Source organism: Bacillus sp. MT(2024), from assembly GCF_036362845.1.
Lineage (GTDB): Bacteria > Bacillota > Bacilli > Bacillales > Bacillaceae > Bacillus > Bacillus velezensis.
Genome location: NZ_CP143632.1, coordinates 830,282 through 851,631 on the forward strand (window position 1 = coordinate 830,282; position 21,350 = coordinate 851,631).

General features: G+C 48.1%; 15 protein-coding genes, 16 tRNA genes, 3 rRNA genes, 1 pseudogene and 1 riboswitch. Of the genes and pseudogenes, 31 read left to right on the forward strand and 4 right to left on the reverse strand.

What is annotated here, in order from left to right; genetic code table 11:
* Positions 1-207: 207 nt before the first annotated feature.
* Positions 208-1,302 carry an A/G-specific adenine glycosylase gene (gene mutY / locus VP472_RS04230; RefSeq protein WP_146276371.1) on the forward strand — a complete coding sequence of 365 codons (1,095 nt, stop codon included), beginning with the start codon at positions 208-210 and terminating at the stop codon, positions 1,300-1,302.
* A gap of 6 nt (positions 1,303-1,308) precedes the next feature.
* Here the strand turns inward: mutY and VP472_RS04235 are convergent, their stop codons facing one another.
* Positions 1,309-1,533 (reverse strand): hypothetical protein, encoded by a 225-nt coding sequence (locus VP472_RS04235; protein WP_003155479.1) that lies wholly within the window; start codon positions 1,531-1,533, stop codon positions 1,309-1,311.
* A gap of 81 nt (positions 1,534-1,614) precedes the next feature.
* Between VP472_RS04235 and fabL the strand changes: the two genes are divergently transcribed.
* The 5 genes and pseudogenes from fabL to VP472_RS04260 all read left to right on the forward strand — a co-directional run bounded on the left by fabL (position 1,615) and on the right by VP472_RS04260 (position 5,522).
* The gene (gene fabL, locus VP472_RS04240; RefSeq protein WP_070081527.1) at positions 1,615-2,367 is read left to right on the forward strand and encodes an enoyl-[acyl-carrier-protein] reductase FabL; all 753 of its coding nucleotides are present in this window, start codon (positions 1,615-1,617) and stop codon (positions 2,365-2,367) included.
* Between the two features lie 83 nt (positions 2,368-2,450).
* A pseudogene (locus VP472_RS04245) lies at positions 2,451-2,603 on the forward strand (gamma-type small acid-soluble spore protein); the annotation flags it as partial.
* A 160-nt stretch (positions 2,604-2,763) separates the two neighbouring features.
* On the forward strand, positions 2,764-3,030 hold the full coding sequence (locus VP472_RS04250; protein ID WP_003155476.1) for a YgaB family protein: 267 nt from the start codon (positions 2,764-2,766) through the stop codon (positions 3,028-3,030).
* Between the two features lie 135 nt (positions 3,031-3,165).
* The gene (gene ntdP, locus VP472_RS04255; RefSeq protein WP_003155475.1) at positions 3,166-3,696 is read left to right on the forward strand and encodes a nucleoside tri-diphosphate phosphatase; all 531 of its coding nucleotides are present in this window, start codon (positions 3,166-3,168) and stop codon (positions 3,694-3,696) included.
* Positions 3,697-3,779: 83 nt separating this feature from the next.
* Positions 3,780-5,522 carry an ABC transporter ATP-binding protein gene (locus VP472_RS04260; RefSeq protein WP_146276375.1) on the forward strand — a complete coding sequence of 581 codons (1,743 nt, stop codon included), beginning with the start codon at positions 3,780-3,782 and terminating at the stop codon, positions 5,520-5,522.
* A 79-nt stretch (positions 5,523-5,601) separates the two neighbouring features.
* On the opposite strand, the gene VP472_RS04265 is transcribed toward VP472_RS04260, so the two are convergent.
* Positions 5,602-6,666 (reverse strand): aromatic acid exporter family protein, encoded by a 1,065-nt coding sequence (locus VP472_RS04265; RefSeq protein ID WP_003155468.1) that lies wholly within the window; start codon positions 6,664-6,666, stop codon positions 5,602-5,604.
* Between the two features lie 209 nt (positions 6,667-6,875).
* On the reverse strand, positions 6,876-8,165 hold the full coding sequence (locus VP472_RS04270; protein WP_007408567.1) for a glutamate-1-semialdehyde 2,1-aminomutase: 1,290 nt from the start codon (positions 8,163-8,165) through the stop codon (positions 6,876-6,878).
* 158 nt (positions 8,166-8,323) lie between these two features.
* Between VP472_RS04270 and bcp the strand changes: the two genes are divergently transcribed.
* Both bcp and perR read left to right on the forward strand, forming a co-directional pair.
* On the forward strand, positions 8,324-8,797 hold the full coding sequence (bcp, locus tag VP472_RS04275; protein WP_003155466.1) for a thioredoxin-dependent thiol peroxidase: 474 nt from the start codon (positions 8,324-8,326) through the stop codon (positions 8,795-8,797).
* A 124-nt stretch (positions 8,798-8,921) separates the two neighbouring features.
* Complete coding sequence (gene perR, locus VP472_RS04280) at positions 8,922-9,359, forward strand: peroxide-responsive transcriptional repressor PerR (protein ID WP_146276377.1); 438 nt, start codon at positions 8,922-8,924, stop codon at positions 9,357-9,359.
* A 34-nt stretch (positions 9,360-9,393) separates the two neighbouring features.
* Here the strand turns inward: perR and VP472_RS04285 are convergent, their stop codons facing one another.
* Complete coding sequence (locus VP472_RS04285) at positions 9,394-9,747, reverse strand: YgzB family protein (protein WP_003155464.1); 354 nt, start codon at positions 9,745-9,747, stop codon at positions 9,394-9,396.
* A gap of 202 nt (positions 9,748-9,949) precedes the next feature.
* Between VP472_RS04285 and VP472_RS04290 the strand changes: the two genes are divergently transcribed.
* The 23 genes from VP472_RS04290 to thiC all read left to right on the forward strand — a co-directional run bounded on the left by VP472_RS04290 (position 9,950) and on the right by thiC (position 21,320).
* Positions 9,950-10,834: a nucleotidyltransferase-like protein gene (locus VP472_RS04290; protein WP_003155463.1), complete on the forward strand. Its 885-nt coding sequence runs from the start codon at positions 9,950-9,952 to the stop codon at positions 10,832-10,834.
* 292 nt (positions 10,835-11,126) lie between these two features.
* Positions 11,127-12,675 (forward strand): 16S ribosomal RNA (locus VP472_RS04295).
* Positions 12,676-12,907: 232 nt separating this feature from the next.
* Positions 12,908-15,836: ribosomal RNA gene (locus VP472_RS04300) — 23S ribosomal RNA — on the forward strand.
* A gap of 101 nt (positions 15,837-15,937) precedes the next feature.
* Positions 15,938-16,053: ribosomal RNA gene (rrf, locus tag VP472_RS04305) — 5S ribosomal RNA — on the forward strand.
* The 16S, 23S and 5S rRNA genes sit together here with 16 tRNA genes alongside, the layout of an rRNA operon.
* Positions 16,054-16,062: 9 nt before the next feature.
* A tRNA-Asn gene (locus tag VP472_RS04310) sits at positions 16,063-16,137 on the forward strand.
* A 5-nt stretch (positions 16,138-16,142) separates the two neighbouring features.
* Positions 16,143-16,233 (forward strand) — tRNA-Ser (locus VP472_RS04315).
* A gap of 36 nt (positions 16,234-16,269) precedes the next feature.
* Positions 16,270-16,341, forward strand: a tRNA-Glu gene (locus tag VP472_RS04320).
* 10 nt (positions 16,342-16,351) lie between these two features.
* A tRNA-Val gene (locus VP472_RS04325) sits at positions 16,352-16,427 on the forward strand.
* 7 nt (positions 16,428-16,434) lie between these two features.
* A tRNA-Met gene (locus tag VP472_RS04330) sits at positions 16,435-16,511 on the forward strand.
* A gap of 7 nt (positions 16,512-16,518) precedes the next feature.
* A tRNA-Asp gene (locus VP472_RS04335) sits at positions 16,519-16,595 on the forward strand.
* Between the two features lie 10 nt (positions 16,596-16,605).
* Positions 16,606-16,681: transfer RNA gene (locus VP472_RS04340), tRNA-Phe, on the forward strand.
* Between the two features lie 3 nt (positions 16,682-16,684).
* A tRNA-Thr gene (locus VP472_RS04345) sits at positions 16,685-16,757 on the forward strand.
* An 11-nt stretch (positions 16,758-16,768) separates the two neighbouring features.
* Positions 16,769-16,853, forward strand: a tRNA-Tyr gene (locus VP472_RS04350).
* Between the two features lie 10 nt (positions 16,854-16,863).
* A tRNA-Trp gene (locus VP472_RS04355) sits at positions 16,864-16,937 on the forward strand.
* Between the two features lie 29 nt (positions 16,938-16,966).
* Positions 16,967-17,042, forward strand: a tRNA-His gene (locus tag VP472_RS04360).
* A gap of 9 nt (positions 17,043-17,051) precedes the next feature.
* Positions 17,052-17,123: transfer RNA gene (locus VP472_RS04365), tRNA-Gln, on the forward strand.
* A 53-nt stretch (positions 17,124-17,176) separates the two neighbouring features.
* Positions 17,177-17,251: transfer RNA gene (locus VP472_RS04370), tRNA-Gly, on the forward strand.
* A gap of 5 nt (positions 17,252-17,256) precedes the next feature.
* A tRNA-Cys gene (locus tag VP472_RS04375) sits at positions 17,257-17,327 on the forward strand.
* Positions 17,328-17,334: 7 nt separating this feature from the next.
* Positions 17,335-17,423, forward strand: a tRNA-Leu gene (locus VP472_RS04380).
* Positions 17,424-17,670: 247 nt separating this feature from the next.
* Positions 17,671-17,752, forward strand: a tRNA-Leu gene (locus tag VP472_RS04385).
* Between the two features lie 219 nt (positions 17,753-17,971).
* Positions 17,972-18,478, forward strand: coding sequence for a Na+/H+ antiporter NhaC family protein (locus tag VP472_RS04390; protein ID WP_254455495.1), 507 nt, complete (start codon positions 17,972-17,974; stop codon positions 18,476-18,478).
* Positions 18,479-18,563: 85 nt separating this feature from the next.
* The gene (locus VP472_RS04395) at positions 18,564-19,262 is read left to right on the forward strand and encodes a Type 1 glutamine amidotransferase-like domain-containing protein (RefSeq protein ID WP_146276379.1); all 699 of its coding nucleotides are present in this window, start codon (positions 18,564-18,566) and stop codon (positions 19,260-19,262) included.
* Positions 19,263-19,311: 49 nt separating this feature from the next.
* A riboswitch (TPP riboswitch) is annotated at positions 19,312-19,422 on the forward strand.
* A 125-nt stretch (positions 19,423-19,547) separates the two neighbouring features.
* Entirely contained in the window at positions 19,548-21,320 is a 1,773-nt protein-coding gene (gene thiC / locus VP472_RS04400; protein WP_042634986.1) for a phosphomethylpyrimidine synthase ThiC, read from the forward strand.
* Positions 21,321-21,350 lie beyond the last annotated feature (30 nt).

A 21,350-nucleotide genomic window follows, 5' to 3' on the forward strand; every position in this document is an offset into this window, starting at 1 on the left:
CGTTAAAAATCAGCCGCCCGCATATTTCGCATTATAAGATATTCCCCATTTTCTGTTTGCCCAATCATGGCGTTTATCCGCCGTTCTCATATGTTTCCGCTTTTTCTTTATCACTATTTAATGTAACATATTATCGTAACGTGCCCTTAGTTTACACCAAAATACAGTGTCAAGAAAAGCGGAACCCGAAACATCTGAGGAGAAGATATGAACGCACTTGAAGAAAAAATGAAACAAAAAGATATAGACAAATTTCGCGAGGACTTAATTACATGGTTCGAAAGAGAACAGAGAATTCTGCCGTGGAGAGAAAATCAGGACCCGTATCGGGTGTGGGTGTCAGAGGTGATGCTGCAGCAGACGCGCGTAGATACCGTTATTCCTTATTTCTTGCGGTTTGTTGAGCAATTTCCGACCGTTTCGGCGCTCGCTGAAGCCGATGAGGAAAAAGTGCTCAAAGCCTGGGAAGGGCTAGGTTATTACTCCCGTGTAAGAAATCTGCAAAGTGCCGTAAAAGAAGTGCATGAGCGGTACGGGGGAGTCGTCCCTGCCGGGGAAAAGGAATTTGGCGGACTGAAAGGCGTCGGCCCTTATACAAAAGGCGCCGTGCTCAGCATCGCATACAACAAACCGATTCCCGCCGTAGACGGCAATGTGATGCGTGTCATGTCGAGAATTCTTTCCATATGGGACGATATCGCAAAACCTAAAACCAGAACCATTTTCGAACAGGCGGTATCCGCTTTCATTTCTCATGAAAAACCATCTGAATTCAATCAGGGTTTAATGGAGCTCGGCGCGATCATCTGCACCCCGAAATCGCCGTCATGCCTGCTTTGCCCCGTACAAAAGCACTGTTCGGCATTTGCGGAAGGGACAGAGCGGGAGCTGCCCGTTAAAAGCAAAAAGAAAAAGCCCGGAATAAAAACAATGGCAGCCGTTGTGCTGACAGACGAACAAGGCGATGTCTATATTCATAAACGGCCGCCAAAAGGCTTGCTCGCCAACTTGTGGGAGTTTCCGAATACCGAAACCCAGAAAGGAATCAAAACTGAAAGAGAGCAGCTTGAAGCCTATTTAGAAAAAGAGATGGGAATAACCGCTGAAATCGGGGAGCTGGAAGGCATCGTAGAACATGTTTTCACCCATCTCGTCTGGAATATTTCGGTCTTTTTCGGTAAAGTAAAACAAGTGTCGGATACAACGGAATTCATACGGGTCACAAAAGAGGAGCTCAAGGAATACGCATTTCCCGTTTCCCATCAAAAGATATGGAAAATGGCGGAAGAAAGCGGCCGCTAAAAAGCGTCAGTCATAGCTGACGCGAGTGCCGTGGCCGTAATCCGCTTCATTCCGTTTCAGTCCGCCGCGGGCTTCGATTTCCTGAATCAGTTCCCGGTATTTGGACTGGCCTTCTTCGTTTAAATACGGCATAATTTGCTGGAAGGCATGATGGAAATAGGCGAGCTCTGAATCTCTCCAATCTTGTTTGGGCATCATGGCCAATTCGCCCATATCACGTCCGACATACATATAAAAGACCCCTTTCAACAGATATTGCTTTTATTGTTTGTTGAATGAAAAGAACTATACACAGCAAGGAGCTGAGGAAAAATGGAACAAAATAAATGCGCACTGATCACGGGAAGCAGCCGAGGCGTCGGGAAAGCAGCCGCCATCAGACTCGCGGAAAAAGGATACAATATCGTCATCAATTACGCCCGCAGTAAAAAAGCGGCATTAGAAACCGCCGAAGAAATTGAAAAACTCGGCGTTAAAACGCTCGTCATTAAAGCTAATGTCGGCCAGCCGGCAAAAATCAAAGACATGTTTCACCAGATTGACGAAACATTCGGCAGACTGGACGTGTTCGTCAATAATGCGGCTTCAGGCGTGCTGAGACCGGTTATGGAACTCGAAGAAACACACTGGGACTGGACGATGAATATCAACGCGAAAGCATTGCTTTTCTGCGCCCAGGAAGCGGCAAAGATGATGGAGAAAAACGGAGGCGGCCACATCGTCAGCATCAGCTCGCTCGGCAGCATCCGCTATCTTGAAAACTATACGACGGTCGGTGTCTCAAAAGCCGCTTTAGAATCGTTAACCCGTTATCTGGCGGTTGAGCTTTCTCCGAAAAACATCATCGTAAACGCGGTGTCAGGCGGAGCGATTGATACGGACGCGCTGAAGCATTTCCCTAACAGAGATGAACTGCTGGAAGATGCCCGCCAAAATACGCCGGCCGGCAGAATGGTCGAGATTAAAGATATGATCGACACGGTGGAGTTTTTAGTTTCTTCAAAAGCGGACATGATCCGCGGCCAGACCATCATTATTGACGGCGGACGCTCTCTGCTCGTATAAGTTTTAAAAAAGATGAATAGCCTTATCGTCTCCTGCGCATTCTAAAGTGCGTGGAGGTGATAACAATGGCAAACTCAAAATACAGCAAAACAGACGTTCAGCAGGTGAAAAGACAAAACCAGCAATCAGCTTCCGGTCAGGGTCAATTCGGCACTGAATTCGCCAGTGAAACTGATGCGCAGCAGGTTAGAAAGCAAAACCAATCTGCTGAACAAAACAAACAGCAAAACAGCTAATCACTGAAACGAAAAAGCACTTCATCTTCGGATGGAAGTGCTTTTTTCTGTTGCCGAAACGACAAAACTTGTGATTCCTCTACAGAATGAGTCAAAGGGTTTTCCGGCGGAAAATCGAAATGGTAAGGAGTATCAACCTAAAAGCCTAAGGAGGAACCCGATGTCAGAGTTTGAAAAGCTTGTAAGTGAACAGATGAAAATCATGGATCAGCTTCTCGAGCTGCAGTCAGAACTTGACCGCTGCCGCCAGGTGGAAGCGGAACTTATCAGTCTGGAAAGAGATGCAAAGCTGGACAATGTACAGGACGAAATTGCGACAAAGCGAAAAGACCTGGCCGGCATACAGGAGTTATTCCAAAGGCAGACAGAGCAAGTCATCCAGTCTTATCGCAGCACGGAAAAGCCGTCTTCCTATGTGCAGAAATGAATGTGCCATTCCGGAAGCGGAGTGGTTCTTTTATTTTCATTTTTTAATTCGTAACGTTATAATAGTGAAAAGACTTGTCGGAAAGCAATTGCGGCTGCATTGACTGCAGGGCTTTACAGAAAGTAGGGGAGAAATATGGGATATCCCAAGGAAGGAGAAACCATTCAAATTCACAGCTATAAGCATAACGGGCTGCTTCATCGAATTTGGAATGAAACGACGATTTTAAAAAGTACGGAATTGTGTATCATCGGAGCCAACGACCGGACAATGGTGACGGAATCCGACGGACGGACGTGGGTGACGAGAGAACCGGCGATCTGCTACTTTCATGCCCGTCAGTGGTTTAACGTCATCGGAATGCTGAGAGATGACGGGGTACACTATTATTGCAACATCAGCTCGCCGTTCGCTTATGACGGAGAGGCCATCAAATATATTGATTACGATTTGGATGTCAAGGTGTTTCCGGATATGACATATAACATTCTTGACGAGGATGAATACGATGACCACCGCAAATCAATGAATTACCCTAAAGAGATCGACAGCATTCTGAAGGAGTATCTGAATACGCTGCTGCACTGGATTCATCAGCGGAAAGGACCGTTTGCTCCGGAATTTGTTGATATGTGGTATGAACGGTATCTGCGCTATACAAAATAAAGAATACAATAAAAAAACCTGTTGGGGTGTCAACAGGTTTTTCACATGGGCTCACACGCCTTAAAGAGAGAGGGGGATAAAGTGTGGGCGTAATCAGACGCTATATGCAATTTGTAAAACCTTATAAAAAACAAATTTTTATCACAGTGTTAATCGGCATTATAAAATTCTCCATCCCGCTGGCTCTCCCGCTTCTGTTAAAATACGTGGTCGATGACATTATTCAAGGGAGCGGAACGGCAAGCGCTAAAACTTCATCGCTATTCACGATAATGGGCATCATGTTCGTGCTGTTTTTAATTCTGCGTCCCCCGGTAGAGTACTATCGGCAATACTTCGCGCAATGGACGGGCAGCCGGGTGCTCTACGATATCAGGGGGGTATTGTTTGATCATATTCAAAAATTGAGCCTGAGGTTTTATGCCAACACGAGAACGGGCGAAGTCATTTCCCGGGTGATAAATGATGTTGAACAGACAAAAGACTTTGTCATAACGGGACTGATGAATATCTGGCTTGATATGATGACGGTGCTGATCGTCATCTGCATTATGTTTACACTCGATGTCAAGCTGACATTGATATCTGTCATTTTGTTTCCGTTATACGGAATTTCAGTGAAATACTTTTACGGCCGCCTCCGAAAACTGACACGTGAGCGTTCTCAGGCACTCGCCCAAGTTCAGGGACATTTGCACGAAAGAGTTCAGGGGATGCCCGTTATCAGAAGTTTTGCCATTGAAGATTATGAACAAGCCAATTTTGATGAAAAAAACGGACATTTTCTGGACAGAGCGATCCGTCATACGAATTGGAACGCAAAAACGTTTGCAGTCGTGAATACCATTACGGATTTGGCGCCGCTGCTTGTTATCGCGTTTGCGGGTTATTTTGTCATAAACGGTCCGCTGACGGTAGGGACGATGGTTGCGTTCGTCGGCTATATTGACAGAATGTACAATCCGGTCAGAAGATTGATCAACTCATCGACCACGCTGACCCAGTCGATCGCTTCGATGGACCGCATATTTGAATTTATCGACGAGCCGTATGAACTGACTGATAAACCGAATGCAGTAAAAGCTGACGACATTAAGGGCGAAGTTGAATTCCGAAATGTCTCGTTCCGTTATGAGGAAGGAAAAGAAACGATTTTGCAGGACGTTTCCTTAAAGGTGACAAAAGGGGAAACCGTCGCGCTCGTCGGAATGAGCGGCGGCGGAAAATCGACGCTTGTCAGCCTCATACCGCGTTTTTATGATGTATCCGGCGGCAGCCTGCTGATTGACGGCACAGATATTCGCGATTATGAAGCGAGAAGCCTCCGCAATCAAGTTGGAATGGTGCTTCAGGATACGTTTCTGTTCAGTGAGACGATTCGTGAAAATATCGCCATCGGTAAACCGGGAGCGTCTCTGGATGAGGTGGTTGCGGCTGCGAAAGCGGCAAATGCCCATGAATTTATTATGAACTTCCCCGAAGGCTACGAAACCAAAGTCGGCGAACGGGGCGTCAAATTGTCAGGCGGGCAGAAGCAGCGGATTTCGATCGCCCGTGTATTCTTAAAAAATCCGCCGCTGCTGATTTTGGATGAAGCGACATCGGCTCTTGATCTTGAAAGTGAACACTACATTCAGGAAGCGATGGACAAGCTTGCGAAAAACCGGACGACATTTATCGTCGCCCACAGGCTGTCCACGATTACGCATGCGGATAAAATTGTCGTCATGGAAAACGGCGCCGTCGTCGAAACCGGCACGCACGAGGAATTAATGGCCCGAGGCGGCCAGTACAGACACTTATTTACGATTCAGAATTTGAACTGATACAAAAACGTATGCCGTCCGAATGGGCGGCATACGTTTTTTTGAATGCAAAAAAACCCGGTTTTACGGAAGCACCGGGTTACTCTTCGTCTGTTTCTAATTCGCTGTCTTTCGGGTGGTATGTCTGAAAACTCGTAATTAATGTATCGAGATGCTCCAGCTGCTCGCGGTATTCCGCAACCGCAGCCATAATGCTGAGCATATTGTAATCAAGCAGTTCATCCTCGCAGTTCTGCTGATTTTTCAAGAAAGACTTCGTCAAAAGCTGTTTATATCTTATGCTTTCTTCAGCATCGTCATCATGCGGTTTGATCTTGCCGACCGTCCGCATCAGAATCCTTTCGTGCCAATGAAGCAGATAATCAATTTCTTCTGTCAGCGTCTCCTGAAATTCCTCCGGCATATGATAAATCTCGTTTTCATAGCGGTGCAGCTTTTTCAGCGTATCAAGCGCCCGATTTGCCGTAATAATCGCCTGTCTGAATAAAACAAGCTTGCGCGACTTTACATACGTCGTTTTCTTAAAGTAGCTTCTCTCCTCTTTATAAAGAAGGTACGTATGATCAAGCTTCATCATCTTTTCCTTCAGCTTCTCAATATCCTCTTTCAATATCGAGTGTTCCGTGGACTGACGCATCGTCAGCCTGATCCATTTCATGATCTCATCGGTATATTCAACCGTATGATGAGTCAGCTTCGTTTCGTATTTCGGCGGAAGAAACACAAGGTTCACAATAAAAGAAGACAGCACGCCTAAAATAACGGTGCTTGTTCGTATCAGAGCGAACGTCAGGAAGCTGTTTCCCGGTGTTTCTAAAATCGCGATAACTGTCACGAGCGCAATCGAAATGGTGTGTTCAATTTTCAGTTTTAACATGATCGTGATGACAATCACTGCGGTCAATCCGATCATAATCGGACTCGGTCCGAAAATCAGTCCGAATACCGTAGCGATGACAGCGCCGATGATATTTGCCTGAACCTGATCAATAATGATAAGAAAAGACCTGTAAATAGAGGGCTGTATGGCAAATATAGCTGCAATCCCGGCAAAGATCGGCGACGGAAGTCCGATCCATGATGCTAAGTAGAGCGCGAGCGTAATCGCAATCCCTGTTTTAAAAATGCGGGCACCAAGTTTCATTGGTTTGTGCGTGCATTCCTTTCTCTAATAAATTATGTGCCGAACGAACGGCTGACACTTACATTTCCCTGTCGGCTGATTTGCTAAACAATAAAGTAATATACAGGGATCATACCAATTATTCAAGGTCTTTTTTTGAAAAAACCATTATCTCACAAATCGGACAAAAAGAAAAAGCGGAAGCCCCGGGCTCCCGCTTGTTTCAGCAGTTATTTTTTCATATGTCTGAACGCATCTTCAACGGCTTGTAAAGTGGCGTCGATATCCTCTTCAGTATGTGCGGTTGTGATAAACCAAGCTTCATACTTCGATGGAGCGAGATTGATGCCGCGCTCAAGCATCAGCTTGAAGAACTTGGCGAATGCTTCTCCGTCTGTATTTTCCGCCTGCTCGTAATTGACGATCTTTTCATCAGTGAAGTAAACCGTGAGCGCGCCTTTTAAACGGTTGACGGTGATGGTAATGCCATGTGTCTCCGCATGGGCGAGAATGCCCTGCTCAAGTCTGGCGCCGAGCTCATCAAGCCGCTCGTAAACGCCTTCTTCCTTCAGCACTTCCAGGCAGGCGATGCCTGATAGGATAGATGCCGGGTTTCCGGCCATCGTGCCGGCTTGATATGCCGGGCCGAGCGGAGCAACCTGCTCCATGATCTCTTTTTTGCCTCCGTAAGCGCCGATCGGCAAGCCGCCCCCGATAATTTTACCGAGCGCCGTTAAATCAGGCTTCACTTGAAGAAGATCCTGCGCGCCTCCGTACATAAAACGGAACGCCGTGATCACTTCATCATAAATGACGAGCGCACCCGCTTTATGGGTCAATTCATTTACCTGTTCTAAAAATCCTTCTTCAGGTTCAACGATGCCGAAGTTGCCGACGATCGGCTCGACGAGAACCGCTGCGATTTCTGAACCCCATTTATCCAGCGCGGCTTTGTAGCTTTCAATGTCATTGAAAGGAACGGTAATCACCTCATTGGCGATGCTTTTCGGCACGCCGGCGGAATCAGGGGTGCCGAGCGTAGACGGGCCGGAACCCGCAGCGACAAGTACGAGATCAGAATGGCCGTGATAGCAGCCGGCGAATTTAATGATTTTTGTCCGGCCTGTATAAGCGCGTGCAACCCGGATCGTTGTCATCACCGCTTCAGTGCCTGAGTTTACGAATCGTACTTTATCAAGTGAAGGAATGGCCTCCTTCAGCATTTTGGCGAAAGTGACCTCATGTTTGGTCGGCGTCCCGTACAGCACGCCGTTTTCAGCCGCTGTTTTAATCGCTTCAGTAATATGCGGATGGGCATGTCCGGTAATAATCGGGCCGTAAGCCGCTAAATAATCGATATACTGATTCCCGTCTACATCCCAGAAATAAGCGCCATTCGCTTTTTCCATCGCAACGGGTGAACCGCCGCCTACCGCTTTATAGGATCTGGACGGGCTGTTCACGCCTCCGACGATATGCTCTAACGCTTCCTTATGAAGTTCAACTGATTTTGTATACAAAAAATGACCCTCCTAATATCTCCTTACATCATGTTCTATTGTAGCATGCTTCATTGCGAGCACAACGGGTTCATGCTTCCAGAAAAGAGCGGGGGGATAACGGTTGTAATCTTAACGTGAATTGGATACGCTTAATAAAAAACCCGGAGGTATAAGAAATGACGATTGAAATCGGACAAACAGCACCGGATATGAAATTAGTGAATGACAGCGGGGAAGAAGTAGCATTGACGGATTTTAAAGGGAAGTACGTCGTTCTCTATTTTTATCCGAAAGACATGACACCCGGATGCACGACGGAAGCATGTGATTTCCGTGATCAGCACGAAAGTTTCGCGGGACTTGATGCGGTTATCATCGGAGTAAGCCCTGACAGCCGTGATAAACATGAAAAATTTAAGCAAAAACACGATCTTCCTTTCCAGCTCCTCGTTGATGATGAGCACAAACTGGCGGAAGCTTTTGATGTGTGGAAGCTGAAGAAGAATTTTGGGAAAGAATATATGGGTATCGAGCGATCCACTTTTTTGTTAGACAAAGAAGGCCGTCTTGTGAAGGAGTGGAGAAAGGTAAAAGTGAAAGATCACGTTGCGGAGGCGCTTCGCGAATTGGAACAAATTGCGTCTAATTAATGGACAAATGCTGAACTCACGGGGTTTTCTTCAGATTACATTTGACAGGAGACCGGAAAAAGATGTACACTAATTATAAACATTATAAAGTAAGAATCTTTTTTAGAAGAGAGGTGCATGACGGATGGCTGCACATGAATTAAAAGAAGCCTTAGACACGTTGAAGGATACGGGAGTCCGGATTACTCCTCAACGTCATGCCATTCTGGAATATCTCGTGGATTCTATGGCACATCCGACAGCGGACGATATATATAAAGCCTTGGAAGGGAAATTCCCTAATATGAGTGTTGCGACAGTGTATAACAATTTGCGTGTATTCCGGGAAGCGGGGCTTGTAAAGGAACTGACGTACGGAGATGCGTCCAGCAGATTTGACTTTGTCACCTCTGACCATTATCACGCCATTTGTGAAAGCTGCGGAAAAATAGTGGACTTCCATTATCCCGGGCTTGACGAAGTGGAACAGCTTGCTGCTCACGTCACAGGGTTTAAGGTAAGCCACCACCGTTTGGAGATTTACGGCGTCTGCCAAGAATGTTCCAAAAAAGAAAACCAATAAACGAAGCTGACCGCTTTGATACGGTCAGCTTCGTTTATTTTACACTGTTTTTTCTGTTATAAGACTCATCGAACGCTTGGCCTTCCAATCCTTTATCCAATGTAAGCGGCTCTCTGCAATGCATGCACATATCCACTCTTCCCAGAATCTTCGTTTCTTTCTCGCAAGCGGGGCACATCACCCGAACCGCTTTTGTGGACAGCATGCCGATCCAAAAATAAACGGCGGTGCTGAGTCCGATCGACAGCAGGCCGAGAATCATAAACAAGCTGGCAAGCAAAACAGACTGCTTAAAGAACAGCCCGATGTACATAATGATAAACCCAACGAAAACCAAACTTAACGCAAACGTTCTGATCTTATTAATTTTGCTTGAGTATTTCGCCATGTCCATCCCCCTCTGGTTTAACTATAGCACAAAACAGATGGCATATTCTTCATGTTTTCGTAAGAAAAGGGAAGAATAAATATGGCACCTAAAAGGAAATTTGTTATAATAGTGCAATGTGTTTAGAAAAAAGGACTTTCATGTTTTATCATAGAAATGTAGAAACAATAGCTAGTGAAACAATCGCATTGGAGGAATCGTAATGGACAATCTTCTCCGTCCAATTTACCAAGAAAGAGCAAGTCATCCCGATACGCTGGCCGTCCTTATGATTGAGAGAAGGAGTAAAGCATCATCCATCACGGATAACTTTGATGCGGTCATGCTTGTCATTGTCAAACAGGCTGATGAACCTCTTTTTATAAAGCATTATGAATTCGAACACAAAACCGCTTCTTTACATATTGTAACGGATGCTCTGCTTCAGGAATGGATTCTGCTTGGGACAAATAGAAGAGTCATAGATTGGATCATCAACGGTAAAGTGCTGTTTGACCGCAATGAATATATATCTGAACTCAATGACCGGCTCAGCACTTTTCCTTTCGCCGAGCGGAAATTAAAGATCGGAATGGAATACGGCAAGCTGATCAGAAGATTTGTAGAAGGAAAAGCGTTTTTTGAAGCTGATCATTTTCTGGATGCATATTATGCGGTAGTGCACGCTCTTCACCACTTGGCCCGCATAGAAGTGATTGACCGGGGGTTTTATCCCGAAACGACAGTCTGGAACCAGGTCCGTCACATTGAGCCGCAGGTATATAAGCTATATTCCGAACTTGTCGAGAGTCACGAAAGCTTGGAGAAAAGGCTTGAATTATTATTCTTAGCAAATGATTTTCTCATCCATTCAAAAGCTGAAATCGGTTCTGCGCACCTTTTTCAAGTGATGAAAGAAAAAGAAATGTGGCAGTTTGGAGAATTGCTTCAGCACCCTGAACTGGTGCACTTCACCCAAGATCTCGGTGTCATGCTTGATTACCTGACGGAAAAAGGCTTTGTTGAAGTATCTCAAATAGAGACCAAAGGGCAGGAAGTATATCATCGAGGATATTCTTTCAAAAAAAGTGTTGACGCTGAATCATAGGCATGGTATATTATTAAACGTCGCTGATGCGCTTCACCAAAAAGCTCACAGCGGCGGAGAAATAAAAACAAAAAACATTTGACAGCAAAACGCTGAAATGTTATACTGAAAAAGTCGCCTCGAGATGAGGTTGAGATGATCTTTGAAAACTAAACAAGACAAAACGTACCTGTTAATTCAAAGTTTTAAATAAATCGCACAGCGATGTGCGTAGTCAGTCAAACTAAGGTCTGCATGATGCAGATCACACAGACGTTACTGCAGGATGCAGTGAACTTAGTCTGTGATCCATTTATCGGAGAGTTTGATCCTGGCTCAGGACGAACGCTGGCGGCGTGCCTAATACATGCAAGTCGAGCGGACAGATGGGAGCTTGCTCCCTGATGTTAGCGGCGGACGGGTGAGTAACACGTGGGTAACCTGCCTGTAAGACTGGGATAACTCCGGGAAACCGGGGCTAATACCGGATGGTTGTTTGAACCGCATGGTTCAGACATAAAAGGTGGCTTCGGCTACCACTTACAGATGGACCCGCGGCGCATTAGCTAGTTGGTGAGGTAACGGCTCACCAAGGCAACGATGCGTAGCCGACCTGAGAGGGTGATCGGCCACACTGGGACTGAGACACGGCCCAGACTCCTACGGGAGGCAGCAGTAGGGAATCTTCCGCAATGGACGAAAGTCTGACGGAGCAACGCCGCGTGAGTGATGAAGGTTTTCGGATCGTAAAGCTCTGTTGTTAGGGAAGAACAAGTGCCGTTCAAATAGGGCGGCACCTTGACGGTACCTAACCAGAAAGCCACGGCTAACTACGTGCCAGCAGCCGCGGTAATACGTAGGTGGCAAGCGTTGTCCGGAATTATTGGGCGTAAAGGGCTCGCAGGCGGTTTCTTAAGTCTGATGTGAAAGCCCCCGGCTCAACCGGGGAGGGTCATTGGAAACTGGGGAACTTGAGTGCAGAAGAGGAGAGTGGAATTCCACGTGTAGCGGTGAAATGCGTAGAGATGTGGAGGAACACCAGTGGCGAAGGCGACTCTCTGGTCTGTAACTGACGCTGAGGAGCGAAAGCGTGGGGAGCGAACAGGATTAGATACCCTGGTAGTCCACGCCGTAAACGATGAGTGCTAAGTGTTAGGGGGTTTCCGCCCCTTAGTGCTGCAGCTAACGCATTAAGCACTCCGCCTGGGGAGTACGGTCGCAAGACTGAAACTCAAAGGAATTGACGGGGGCCCGCACAAGCGGTGGAGCATGTGGTTTAATTCGAAGCAACGCGAAGAACCTTACCAGGTCTTGACATCCTCTGACAATCCTAGAGATAGGACGTCCCCTTCGGGGGCAGAGTGACAGGTGGTGCATGGTTGTCGTCAGCTCGTGTCGTGAGATGTTGGGTTAAGTCCCGCAACGAGCGCAACCCTTGATCTTAGTTGCCAGCATTCAGTTGGGCACTCTAAGGTGACTGCCGGTGACAAACCGGAGGAAGGTGGGGATGACGTCAAATCATCATGCCCCTTATGACCTGGGCTACACACGTGCTACAATGGACAGAACAAAGGGCAGCGAAACCGCGAGGTTAAGCCAATCCCACAAATCTGTTCTCAGTTCGGATCGCAGTCTGCAACTCGACTGCGTGAAGCTGGAATCGCTAGTAATCGCGGATCAGCATGCCGCGGTGAATACGTTCCGGGCCTTGTACACACCGCCCGTCACACCACGAGAGTTTGTAACACCCGAAGTCGGTGAGGTAACCTTTATGGAGCCAGCCGCCGAAGGTGGGACAGATGATTGGGGTGAAGTCGTAACAAGGTAGCCGTATCGGAAGGTGCGGCTGGATCACCTCCTTTCTAAGGATTTTAACGGAATATAAGACCTTGGGTCTTATAAACAGAACGTTCCCTGTCTTGTTTAGTTTTGAAGGATCATTCCTTCAAAACATAGGAACACCTGCTAAATGCGCCACTTCCTGTGGCAACGCATGTGTTAGCATGTCCTATGCGTTGTTCTTTGAAAACTAGATAACAGAAGTAATTCACATTCAATTGTAATGCAAGATATCACGTAGTGATTCTTTTTAACGGTTAAGTTAGAAAGGGCGCACGGTGGATGCCTTGGCACTAGGAGCCGATGAAGGACGGGACGAACACCGATATGCTTCGGGGAGCTGTAAGCAAGCTTTGATCCGGAGATTTCCGAATGGGGAAACCCACCACTCGTAATGGAGTGGTATCCATATCTGAATACATAGGATATGAGAAGGCAGACCCGGGGAACTGAAACATCTAAGTACCCGGAGGAAGAGAAAGCAAATGCGATTCCCTGAGTAGCGGCGAGCGAAACGGGACCAGCCCAAACCAAGAGGCTTGCCTCTTGGGGTTGTAGGACACTCTGTACGGAGTTACAAAGGAACGAGGTAGATGAAGAGGTCTGGAAAGGCCCGCCATAGGAGGTAACAGCCCTGTAGTCAAAACTTCGTTCTCTCCTGAGTGGATCCTGAGTACGGCGGAACACGTGAAATTCCGTCGGAATCCGGGAGGACCATCTCCCAAGGCTAAATACTCCCTAGTGACCGATAGTGAACCAGTACCGTGAGGGAAAGGTGAAAAGCACCCCGGAAGGGGAGTGAAAGAGATCCTGAAACCGTGTGCCTACAAGTAGTCAGAGCCCGTTAACGGGTGATGGCGTGCCTTTTGTAGAATGAACCGGCGAGTTACGATCCCGTGCAAGGTTAAGCAGAAGATGCGGAGCCGCAGCGAAAGCGAGTCTGAATAGGGCGAATTGAGTACGTGGTCGTAGACCCGAAACCAGGTGATCTACCCATGTCCAGGGTGAAGTTCAGGTAACACTGAATGGAGGCCCGAACCCACGCACGTTGAAAAGTGCGGGGATGAGGTGTGGGTAGGGGTGAAATGCCAATCGAACCTGGAGATAGCTGGTTCTCTCCGAAATAGCTTTAGGGCTAGCCTCAAGGTAAGAGTCTCGGAGGTAGAGCACTGATTGGACTAGGGGCCCCTACCGGGTTACCGAATTCAGTCAAACTCCGAATGCCGATGACTTATCCTTGGGAGTCAGACTGCGAGTGATAAGATCCGTAGTCGAAAGGGAAACAGCCCAGACCGCCAGCTAAGGTCCCAAAGTATACGTTAAGTGGAAAAGGATGTGGAGTTGCTTAGACAACCAGGATGTTGGCTTAGAAGCACCACCATTTAAAGAGTGCGTAATAGCTCACTGGTCGAGTGACTCTGCGCCGAAAATGTACCGGGGCTAAACGTATCACCGAAGCTGCGGACTGTTCTTCGAACAGTGGTAGGAGAGCGTTCTAAGGGCTGTGAAGCAAGACCGGAAGGACTTGTGGAGCGCTTAGAAGTGAGAATGCCGGTATGAGTAGCGAAAGAGGGGTGAGAATCCCCTCCACCGAATGCCTAAGGTTTCCTGAGGAAGGCTCGTCCGCTCAGGGTTAGTCGGGACCTAAGCCGAGGCCGAAAGGCGTAGGCGATGGATAACAGGTTGATATTCCTGTACCACCTCCTCACCATTTGAGCAATGGGGGGACGCAGGAGGATAGGGTAAGCGCGGTATTGGATATCCGCGTCCAAGCAGTTAGGCTGGGAAATAGGCAAATCCGTTTCCCGTGAAGGCTGAGCTGTGATGGCGAGCGAATTATAGTAGCGAAGTTCCTGATTCCACACTGCCAAGAAAAGCCTCTAGCGAGGTGAGAGGTGCCCGTACCGCAAACCGACACAGGTAGGCGAGGAGAGAATCCTAAGGTGATCGAGAGAACTCTCGTTAAGGAACTCGGCAAAATGACCCCGTAACTTCGGGAGAAGGGGTGCTCTGTTAGGGTGCAAGCCCGAGAGAGCCGCAGTGAATAGGCCCAGGCGACTGTTTAGCAAAAACACAGGTCTCTGCGAAGCCGTAAGGCGAAGTATAGGGGCTGACGCCTGCCCGGTGCTGGAAGGTTAAGAGGAGCGCTTAGCGTAAGCGAAGGTGCGAATTGAAGCCCCAGTAAACGGCGGCCGTAACTATAACGGTCCTAAGGTAGCGAAATTCCTTGTCGGGTAAGTTCCGACCCGCACGAAAGGCGCAACGATCTGGGCACTGTCTCAACGAGAGACTCGGTGAAATTATAGTACCTGTGAAGATGCAGGTTACCCGCGACAGGACGGAAAGACCCCGTGGAGCTTTACTGCAGCCTGATATTGAATGTTGGTACAGCTTGTACAGGATAGGTAGGAGCCTTGGAAACCGGAGCGCCAGCTTCGGTGGAGGCATCGGTGGGATACTACCCTGGCTGTATTGACCTTCTAACCCGCCGCCCTTATCGGGCGGGGAGACAGTGTCAGGTGGGCAGTTTGACTGGGGCGGTCGCCTCCTAAAAGGTAACGGAGGCGCCCAAAGGTTCCCTCAGAATGGTTGGAAATCATTCGCAGAGTGTAAAGGCACAAGGGAGCTTGACTGCGAGACCTACAAGTCGAGCAGGGACGAAAGTCGGGCTTAGTGATCCGGTGGTTCCGCATGGAAGGGCCATCGCTCAACGGATAAAAGCTACCCCGGGGATAACAGGCTTATCTCCCCCAAGAGTCCACATCGACGGGGAGGTTTGGCACCTCGATGTCGGCTCATCGCATCCTGGGGCTGTAGTCGGTCCCAAGGGTTGGGCTGTTCGCCCATTAAAGCGGTACGCGAGCTGGGTTCAGAACGTCGTGAGACAGTTCGGTCCCTATCCGTCGCGGGCGCAGGAAATTTGAGAGGAGCTGTCCTTAGTACGAGAGGACCGGGATGGACGCACCGCTGGTGTACCAGTTGTTCTGCCAAGGGCATCGCTGGGTAGCTATGTGCGGACGGGATAAGTGCTGAAAGCATCTAAGCATGAAGCCCCCCTCAAGATGAGATTTCCCATTCCGCAAGGAAGTAAGATCCCTGAAAGATGATCAGGTTGATAGGTCTGAGGTGGAAGTGTGGCGACACATGGAGCTGACAGATACTAATCGATCGAGGACTTAACCAATTTGAATGTATGCTTACTGTTATCTAGTTTTGAGAGAATTTTTTAAAAAAACTCTTGCTTTTTCTGAAATACATAGTATAATAATACATGTCACTAAAACGTCTGGTGATGATGGCGAAGAGGTCACACCCGTTCCCATGCCGAACACGGAAGTTAAGCTCTTCAGCGCCGATGGTAGTCGGGGGGTTCCCCCTGTGAGAGTAGGACATCGCCAGGCAGACTTCATTCCGCAGTAGCTCAGTGGTAGAGCTATCGGCTGTTAACCGATCGGTCGTAGGTTCGAATCCTACCTGCGGAGCCATTTATGGAGAGCTGTCCGAGTGGCCGAAGGAGCACGATTGGAAATCGTGTAGGCGGTAACCCCGTCTCAAGGGTTCGAATCCCTTGCTCTCCGCCACTAATTATCAATACATAACAAACGAAAAAATACCAGGGCCCGTTGGTCAAGCGGTTAAGACACCGCCCTTTCACGGCGGTAACACGGGTTCGAATCCCGTACGGGTCACTTATATGATGGAGGATTAGCTCAGCTGGGAGAGCATCTGCCTTACAAGCAGAGGGTCGGCGGTTCGAGCCCGTCATCCTCCACCATTATCATCGCGGGGTGGAGCAGTTCGGTAGCTCGTCGGGCTCATAACCCGAAGGTCGCAGGTTCAAATCCTGCCCCCGCAACCAAAAAAATGGTCCGGTAGTTCAGTTGGTTAGAATGCCTGCCTGTCACGCAGGAGGTCGCGGGTTCGAGTCCCGTCCGGACCGCCATTTATAAAAAGGCTCGGTAGCTCAGTTGGTAGAGCAACGGACTGAAAATCCGTGTGTCGGCGGTTCGATTCCGTCCCGAGCCACCATTTGCCGGTCTAGCTCAATTGGTAGAGCAACTGACTTGTAATCAGTAGGTTGGGGGTTCAAGTCCTCTGGCCGGCACTCTAAATGATGGAGGGGTAGCGAAGTGGCTAAACGCGGCGGACTGTAAATCCGCTCCCTCAGGGTTCGGCAGTTCGAATCTGCCCCCCTCCACCATTTTATAAATAGGGGCATAGTTTAACGGTAGAACAGAGGTCTCCAAAACCTCCGGTGTGGGTTCGATTCCTACTGCCCCTGCCACTATATTATTTATTCATCTTCAGATTATGGCGGTTGTGGCGAAGTGGTTAACGCACCAGATTGTGGCTCTGGCACTCGTGGGTTCGATTCCCATCAATCGCCCCATATTATCATTGGGCTATAGCCAAGCGGTAAGGCAACGGACTTTGACTCCGTCATGCGTTGGTTCGAATCCAGCTAGCCCAGTTGCATTTTTTTAAAAACAACAGCATAAGATGTATTAAGTTCTTTTACATGTTGCGGAAGTAGTTCAGTGGTAGAACATCACCTTGCCAAGGTGGGGGTCGCGGGTTCGAATCCCGTCTTCCGCTCCAATTACGGCGGCATAGCCAAGTGGTAAGGCAGAGGTCTGCAAAACCTTTATCCCCGGTTCGAATCCGGGTGTCGCCTTTCTATTGCCGGGGTGGTGGAATTGGCAGACACACAGGACTTAAAATCCTGCGGTAGGTGACTACCGTGCCGGTTCAAGTCCGGCCCTCGGCACCAATTTAACTTTGAGCGAATTATGTTAAATTGGTCATCAATTTTCTTATTATAAAACATATATGAGAGTGATTTGCATATTGCAGGTCGCTTTTTTTTATATAATAAAAGCGTGAAGACTATCAATATAAGTTTCTTGCTTGTATCGTATATACTGCATTACCATTTGAAAAAACTTTACTAAAACCATTGACACTTTATAAAATGCATGTTATATTTATATACGTCGGTTGAACACGACGCATTACATGCCGGTGTGGCGGAATTGGCAGACGCGCACGACTCAAAATCGTGTTCCTTCTGGAGTGCCGGTTCGACCCCGGCCACCGGTATACAAAGGCTTCTACATATTGTAGAAGCCTTTTTTGTTGTATGAAAATATCCTCCAAGGCTTGTGAAAACATGATACCTGCAGCAGGAGGAGCTGGATTCGGCGCACCGTGCTTATATTAAGGAAACACCGATTCGGCCGTGGAGTTTAATCTTTCCGATCGGCTGCTTTTGCTATTAACACTGTTTCTCAGCTGGTGGGGCTGCCATTCAAAAGCGATATGCTTGAGGTCATGTTAATCGCATTATTGGCAGCGGTTATTGCAGCATTAGCTCTTTTTATGTTTCAGCGCTTTCCTGCAGGCGAGCTTGTTACCCATTTTATTAAGGGCGGAAACGAATTGGTCAACGTTATTATTATGTTATCGCTGATTTGGGCCGTAACAGCAGTAGCTGAAAATCTGGGATTCTCGAAATATGTTACTTCTCATTTAACATCATGGATCCCTCATATGTTTATTGCGCCGTCTCTTTTTATACTGGGGGCTGTTATATCCTATTTTATCGGGTCATCCTGGGGGACTTGGGACGCTGGCGGTTCAGTTACATACCAGCTTATTATTAGCGATCGGGGCCGTGTTTGCGAGCGGAACATTTGGTTTGCTTCTCCCCTCAGTGATAATACGGTGTTGGGGATCAATGTTGTGAAGTATGCCCGTTCGAAGCTTGTTCCGGCGATTATCGCCGCGGGGATCTCCGTTATGTTATACGGTGCGTATTTCAGATAATAAATACTTTTTGAAGGCGTTATCCGAAATTGGGATAACGCCTTTTTAATGAGCTGTTATACTTGAGAAAAAAGAGGTGATGACATTGAAGCAGATTATTGCAATGGGCGGCGGGGGGTTTTCCATGGAGCCGGATCATCTTGTGCTGGATCAGTATATTTTAGAGCAGTCGGCGCGGTCAAAGCCGAAAGTTTGTTTTTTGCCGACGGCAAGCGGAGATTCGGAGAATTATATCAGCAGGTTTTATCAGGCCTTTCAAAAGCTGTGGTGTGAGCCGGATCACTTGTCGCTGTTTAAACCGCCGGGTTCTGATCTCAGATCCTTTCTCATGAAGAAAGATATTATATATGTCGGCGGCGGAAATACGCGCAATATGCTTGTCTTATGGAAAGAGTGGGGGCTTGACCTTATTCTTCGTGAAGCTTGGGAAAACGGCATCATCTTGGCGGGTCTCAGCGCCGGAGCGATTTGCTGGTATGAAGAAGGAGTGACGGATTCAGCGGGGGATTTGCGAGAGTTAAGAGCTTTAGGATTTTTGCCGGGCAGCTTTTGTCCGCACTATGACGGAGAAGCGGAGCGCCGGCCGGTGTATCACCGCCTGATTTCCGAAAAGAAACTCAGGGAGGGCTATGCCGCTGATGACGGCGCTGCGCTTCATTATAAAGACGGTCAGCTGTTCCGCGCTGTCTCTTCCCGGGAAACCGCAAAGGGTTATCGGGTTTTTAATACCGAAGAAGGCGTTCGGGAAACAGAGCTTATGACCGTCTCGTTATCTGAATTTTGATAATATGCTTTTTTTTGTACACAACTTATGTTACGATGAGAGCGAAATCAATAGTTACTGGGGGTGCCCGTCTGAGCGGGCTGAGAGAGAAGCGGCGGCTTCTTAACCCTTTGGACCTGATCTGGTTCGTACCAGCGTGGGGAAGTAAAGGTTTTATTATTGTTGATGAATGAAAACAATAATAGTTTCTTTCTGACTGCAAAACCGGGTTCTTCTTTGAACCCGGTTTTTTTGTGCTGGTGCTGAGCTTGGTTCTGTTATTCAAATGATAAAGGAGAGATTTGTATGCAAAATCAATCAGTACAGCAAGCGAACATTTCCATTATGTCGAGTTTTTCCGGCAGTAAAAAGGTTTATGCAGAAGGTTCTTCGCCCGACATACGAGTGCCGATGCGGGAAATCAGCCTGAGTGCGACTACGGGGGCATTCGGGGAAGAGGAGAATGCGCCGGTCCGTGTTTATGATACGAGCGGACCGTATACAGACCCGGATGTACAGATTGATATTCATGAAGGTCTGGGGGCGCTCCGCACAAAGTGGATTACCGGGCGCGGAGATGTAGAAGAATATAACGGCCGGACCGTGAGACCTGAAGACAACGGCTATAAAAAAGAGGGCCGTGCCGCCGAATACCCCGGCCTGCAGCGGAAACCGCTTCGGGCCAAGCCGGGGAAAAATGTAACACAATTGCATTATGCGAGAAAAGGCATCATTACGCCGGAAATGGAGTTTATCGCAATTCGCGAGCATGTGTCTCCCGAATTTGTCAGAGACGAGGTAGCCAGCGGCCGGGCGATTATTCCTTCTAACGTCAACCACCCGGAAAGCGAGCCGATGATTATCGGCCGGAATTTTCATGTGAAAATTAATGCCAATATCGGCAACTCGGCTGTTACATCTTCTATCGAAGAAGAAGTCGAAAAAATGACGTGGGCGATTCGCTGGGGCGCCGATACGATGATGGATTTATCCACGGGAAAAGACATTCATACGACGCGTGAATGGATTATCCGCAACTGCCCCGTGCCTGTGGGGACGGTGCCGATTTATCAGGCGCTTGAAAAAGTTAATGGCATTGCCGAGGATTTAACGTGGGACATTTATCGTGACACATTGATTGAGCAGGCGGAGCAGGGCGTGGATTATTTCACCATCCATGCCGGCGTACTGCTTCGTTACGTCCCGTTAACGGCTAAACGCACGACGGGAATCGTATCCCGCGGCGGGGCAATTATGGCGCAATGGTGCCTGGCTCATCATCAGGAAAGCTTTCTGTACACGCATTTTGAAGAAATTTGTGAAATCATGAAGACCTATGATATCGCTTTTTCACTTGGTGACGGGCTTCGTCCGGGTTCGATTGCGGATGCCAATGATGAAGCGCAGTTTGCGGAATTGGAGACTCTCGGAGAATTGACGGAGATTGCGTGGAAGCACGATGTGCAAGTGATGATCGAAGGACCGGGTCATGTGCCGATGCATAAAATTAAGGAAAACATGGACAAGCAGCTGGAAATTTGTAAAGAGGCGCCTTTTTACACGCTCGGCCCATTAACGACGGATATCGCTCCGGGCTATGACCACATTACTTCAGCAATCGGCGCGGCGATGATCGGCTGGTACGGGACGGCGATGCTTTGCTATGTCACGCCGAAGGAGCATTTGGGGCTGCCGAATCGTGATGATGTAAGAGAAGGCGTCATTACGTACAAAATCGCGGCACATGCCGCAGACCTTGCTAAAGGGCATCCGGGTGCACAGATCCGTGACGATGCTCTGTCTAAGGCGCGGTTTGAATTCCGGTGGCGTGATCAATTTCATTTGTCGCTTGATCCTGAAAGAGCAATGGAATATCATGATGAAACACTGCCGGCTGAAGGCGCAAAAACGGCTCACTTCTGTTCGATGTGCGGCCCGAAGTTCTGCAGCATGAGAATTTCTCAGGATATTCGTGATTATGCGAAGGAAAACGGACTTACTGAAGACGAGGCCGTCAATGAAGGGCTGAAAGAAAAAGCAAAAGAGTTTGCAGAGAAGGGAAGCCGCTTATATCAATAAAAGAAAAGATGAAGATGGAGTGTGTCCATC

Excerpts from the sequence above, each read along its gene's own strand:
- ntdP (WP_003155475.1), top strand. The coding sequence starts at position 3,166 with ATGGGATATCCCAAGGAAGGAGAAACCATTCAAATTCACAGCTATAAG.
- VP472_RS04250 (WP_003155476.1), top strand. The coding sequence starts at position 2,764 with ATGTCAGAGTTTGAAAAGCTTGTAAGTGAACAGATGAAAATCATGGAT.
- VP472_RS04390 (WP_254455495.1), top strand. The coding sequence starts at position 17,972 with ATGCTTGAGGTCATGTTAATCGCATTATTGGCAGCGGTTATTGCAGCA.
- VP472_RS04265 (WP_003155468.1), bottom strand. The coding sequence starts at position 6,666 with ATGAAACTTGGTGCCCGCATTTTTAAAACAGGGATTGCGATTACGCTC.
- thiC (WP_042634986.1), top strand. The coding sequence starts at position 19,548 with ATGCAAAATCAATCAGTACAGCAAGCGAACATTTCCATTATGTCGAGT.
- fabL (WP_070081527.1), top strand. The coding sequence starts at position 1,615 with ATGGAACAAAATAAATGCGCACTGATCACGGGAAGCAGCCGAGGCGTC.
- mutY (WP_146276371.1), top strand. The coding sequence starts at position 208 with ATGAACGCACTTGAAGAAAAAATGAAACAAAAAGATATAGACAAATTT.
- perR (WP_146276377.1), top strand. The coding sequence starts at position 8,922 with ATGGCTGCACATGAATTAAAAGAAGCCTTAGACACGTTGAAGGATACG.
- VP472_RS04235 (WP_003155479.1), bottom strand. The coding sequence starts at position 1,533 with ATGTATGTCGGACGTGATATGGGCGAATTGGCCATGATGCCCAAACAA.
- VP472_RS04285 (WP_003155464.1), bottom strand. The coding sequence starts at position 9,747 with ATGGCGAAATACTCAAGCAAAATTAATAAGATCAGAACGTTTGCGTTA.
- VP472_RS04290 (WP_003155463.1), top strand. The coding sequence starts at position 9,950 with ATGGACAATCTTCTCCGTCCAATTTACCAAGAAAGAGCAAGTCATCCC.
- bcp (WP_003155466.1), top strand. The coding sequence starts at position 8,324 with ATGACGATTGAAATCGGACAAACAGCACCGGATATGAAATTAGTGAAT.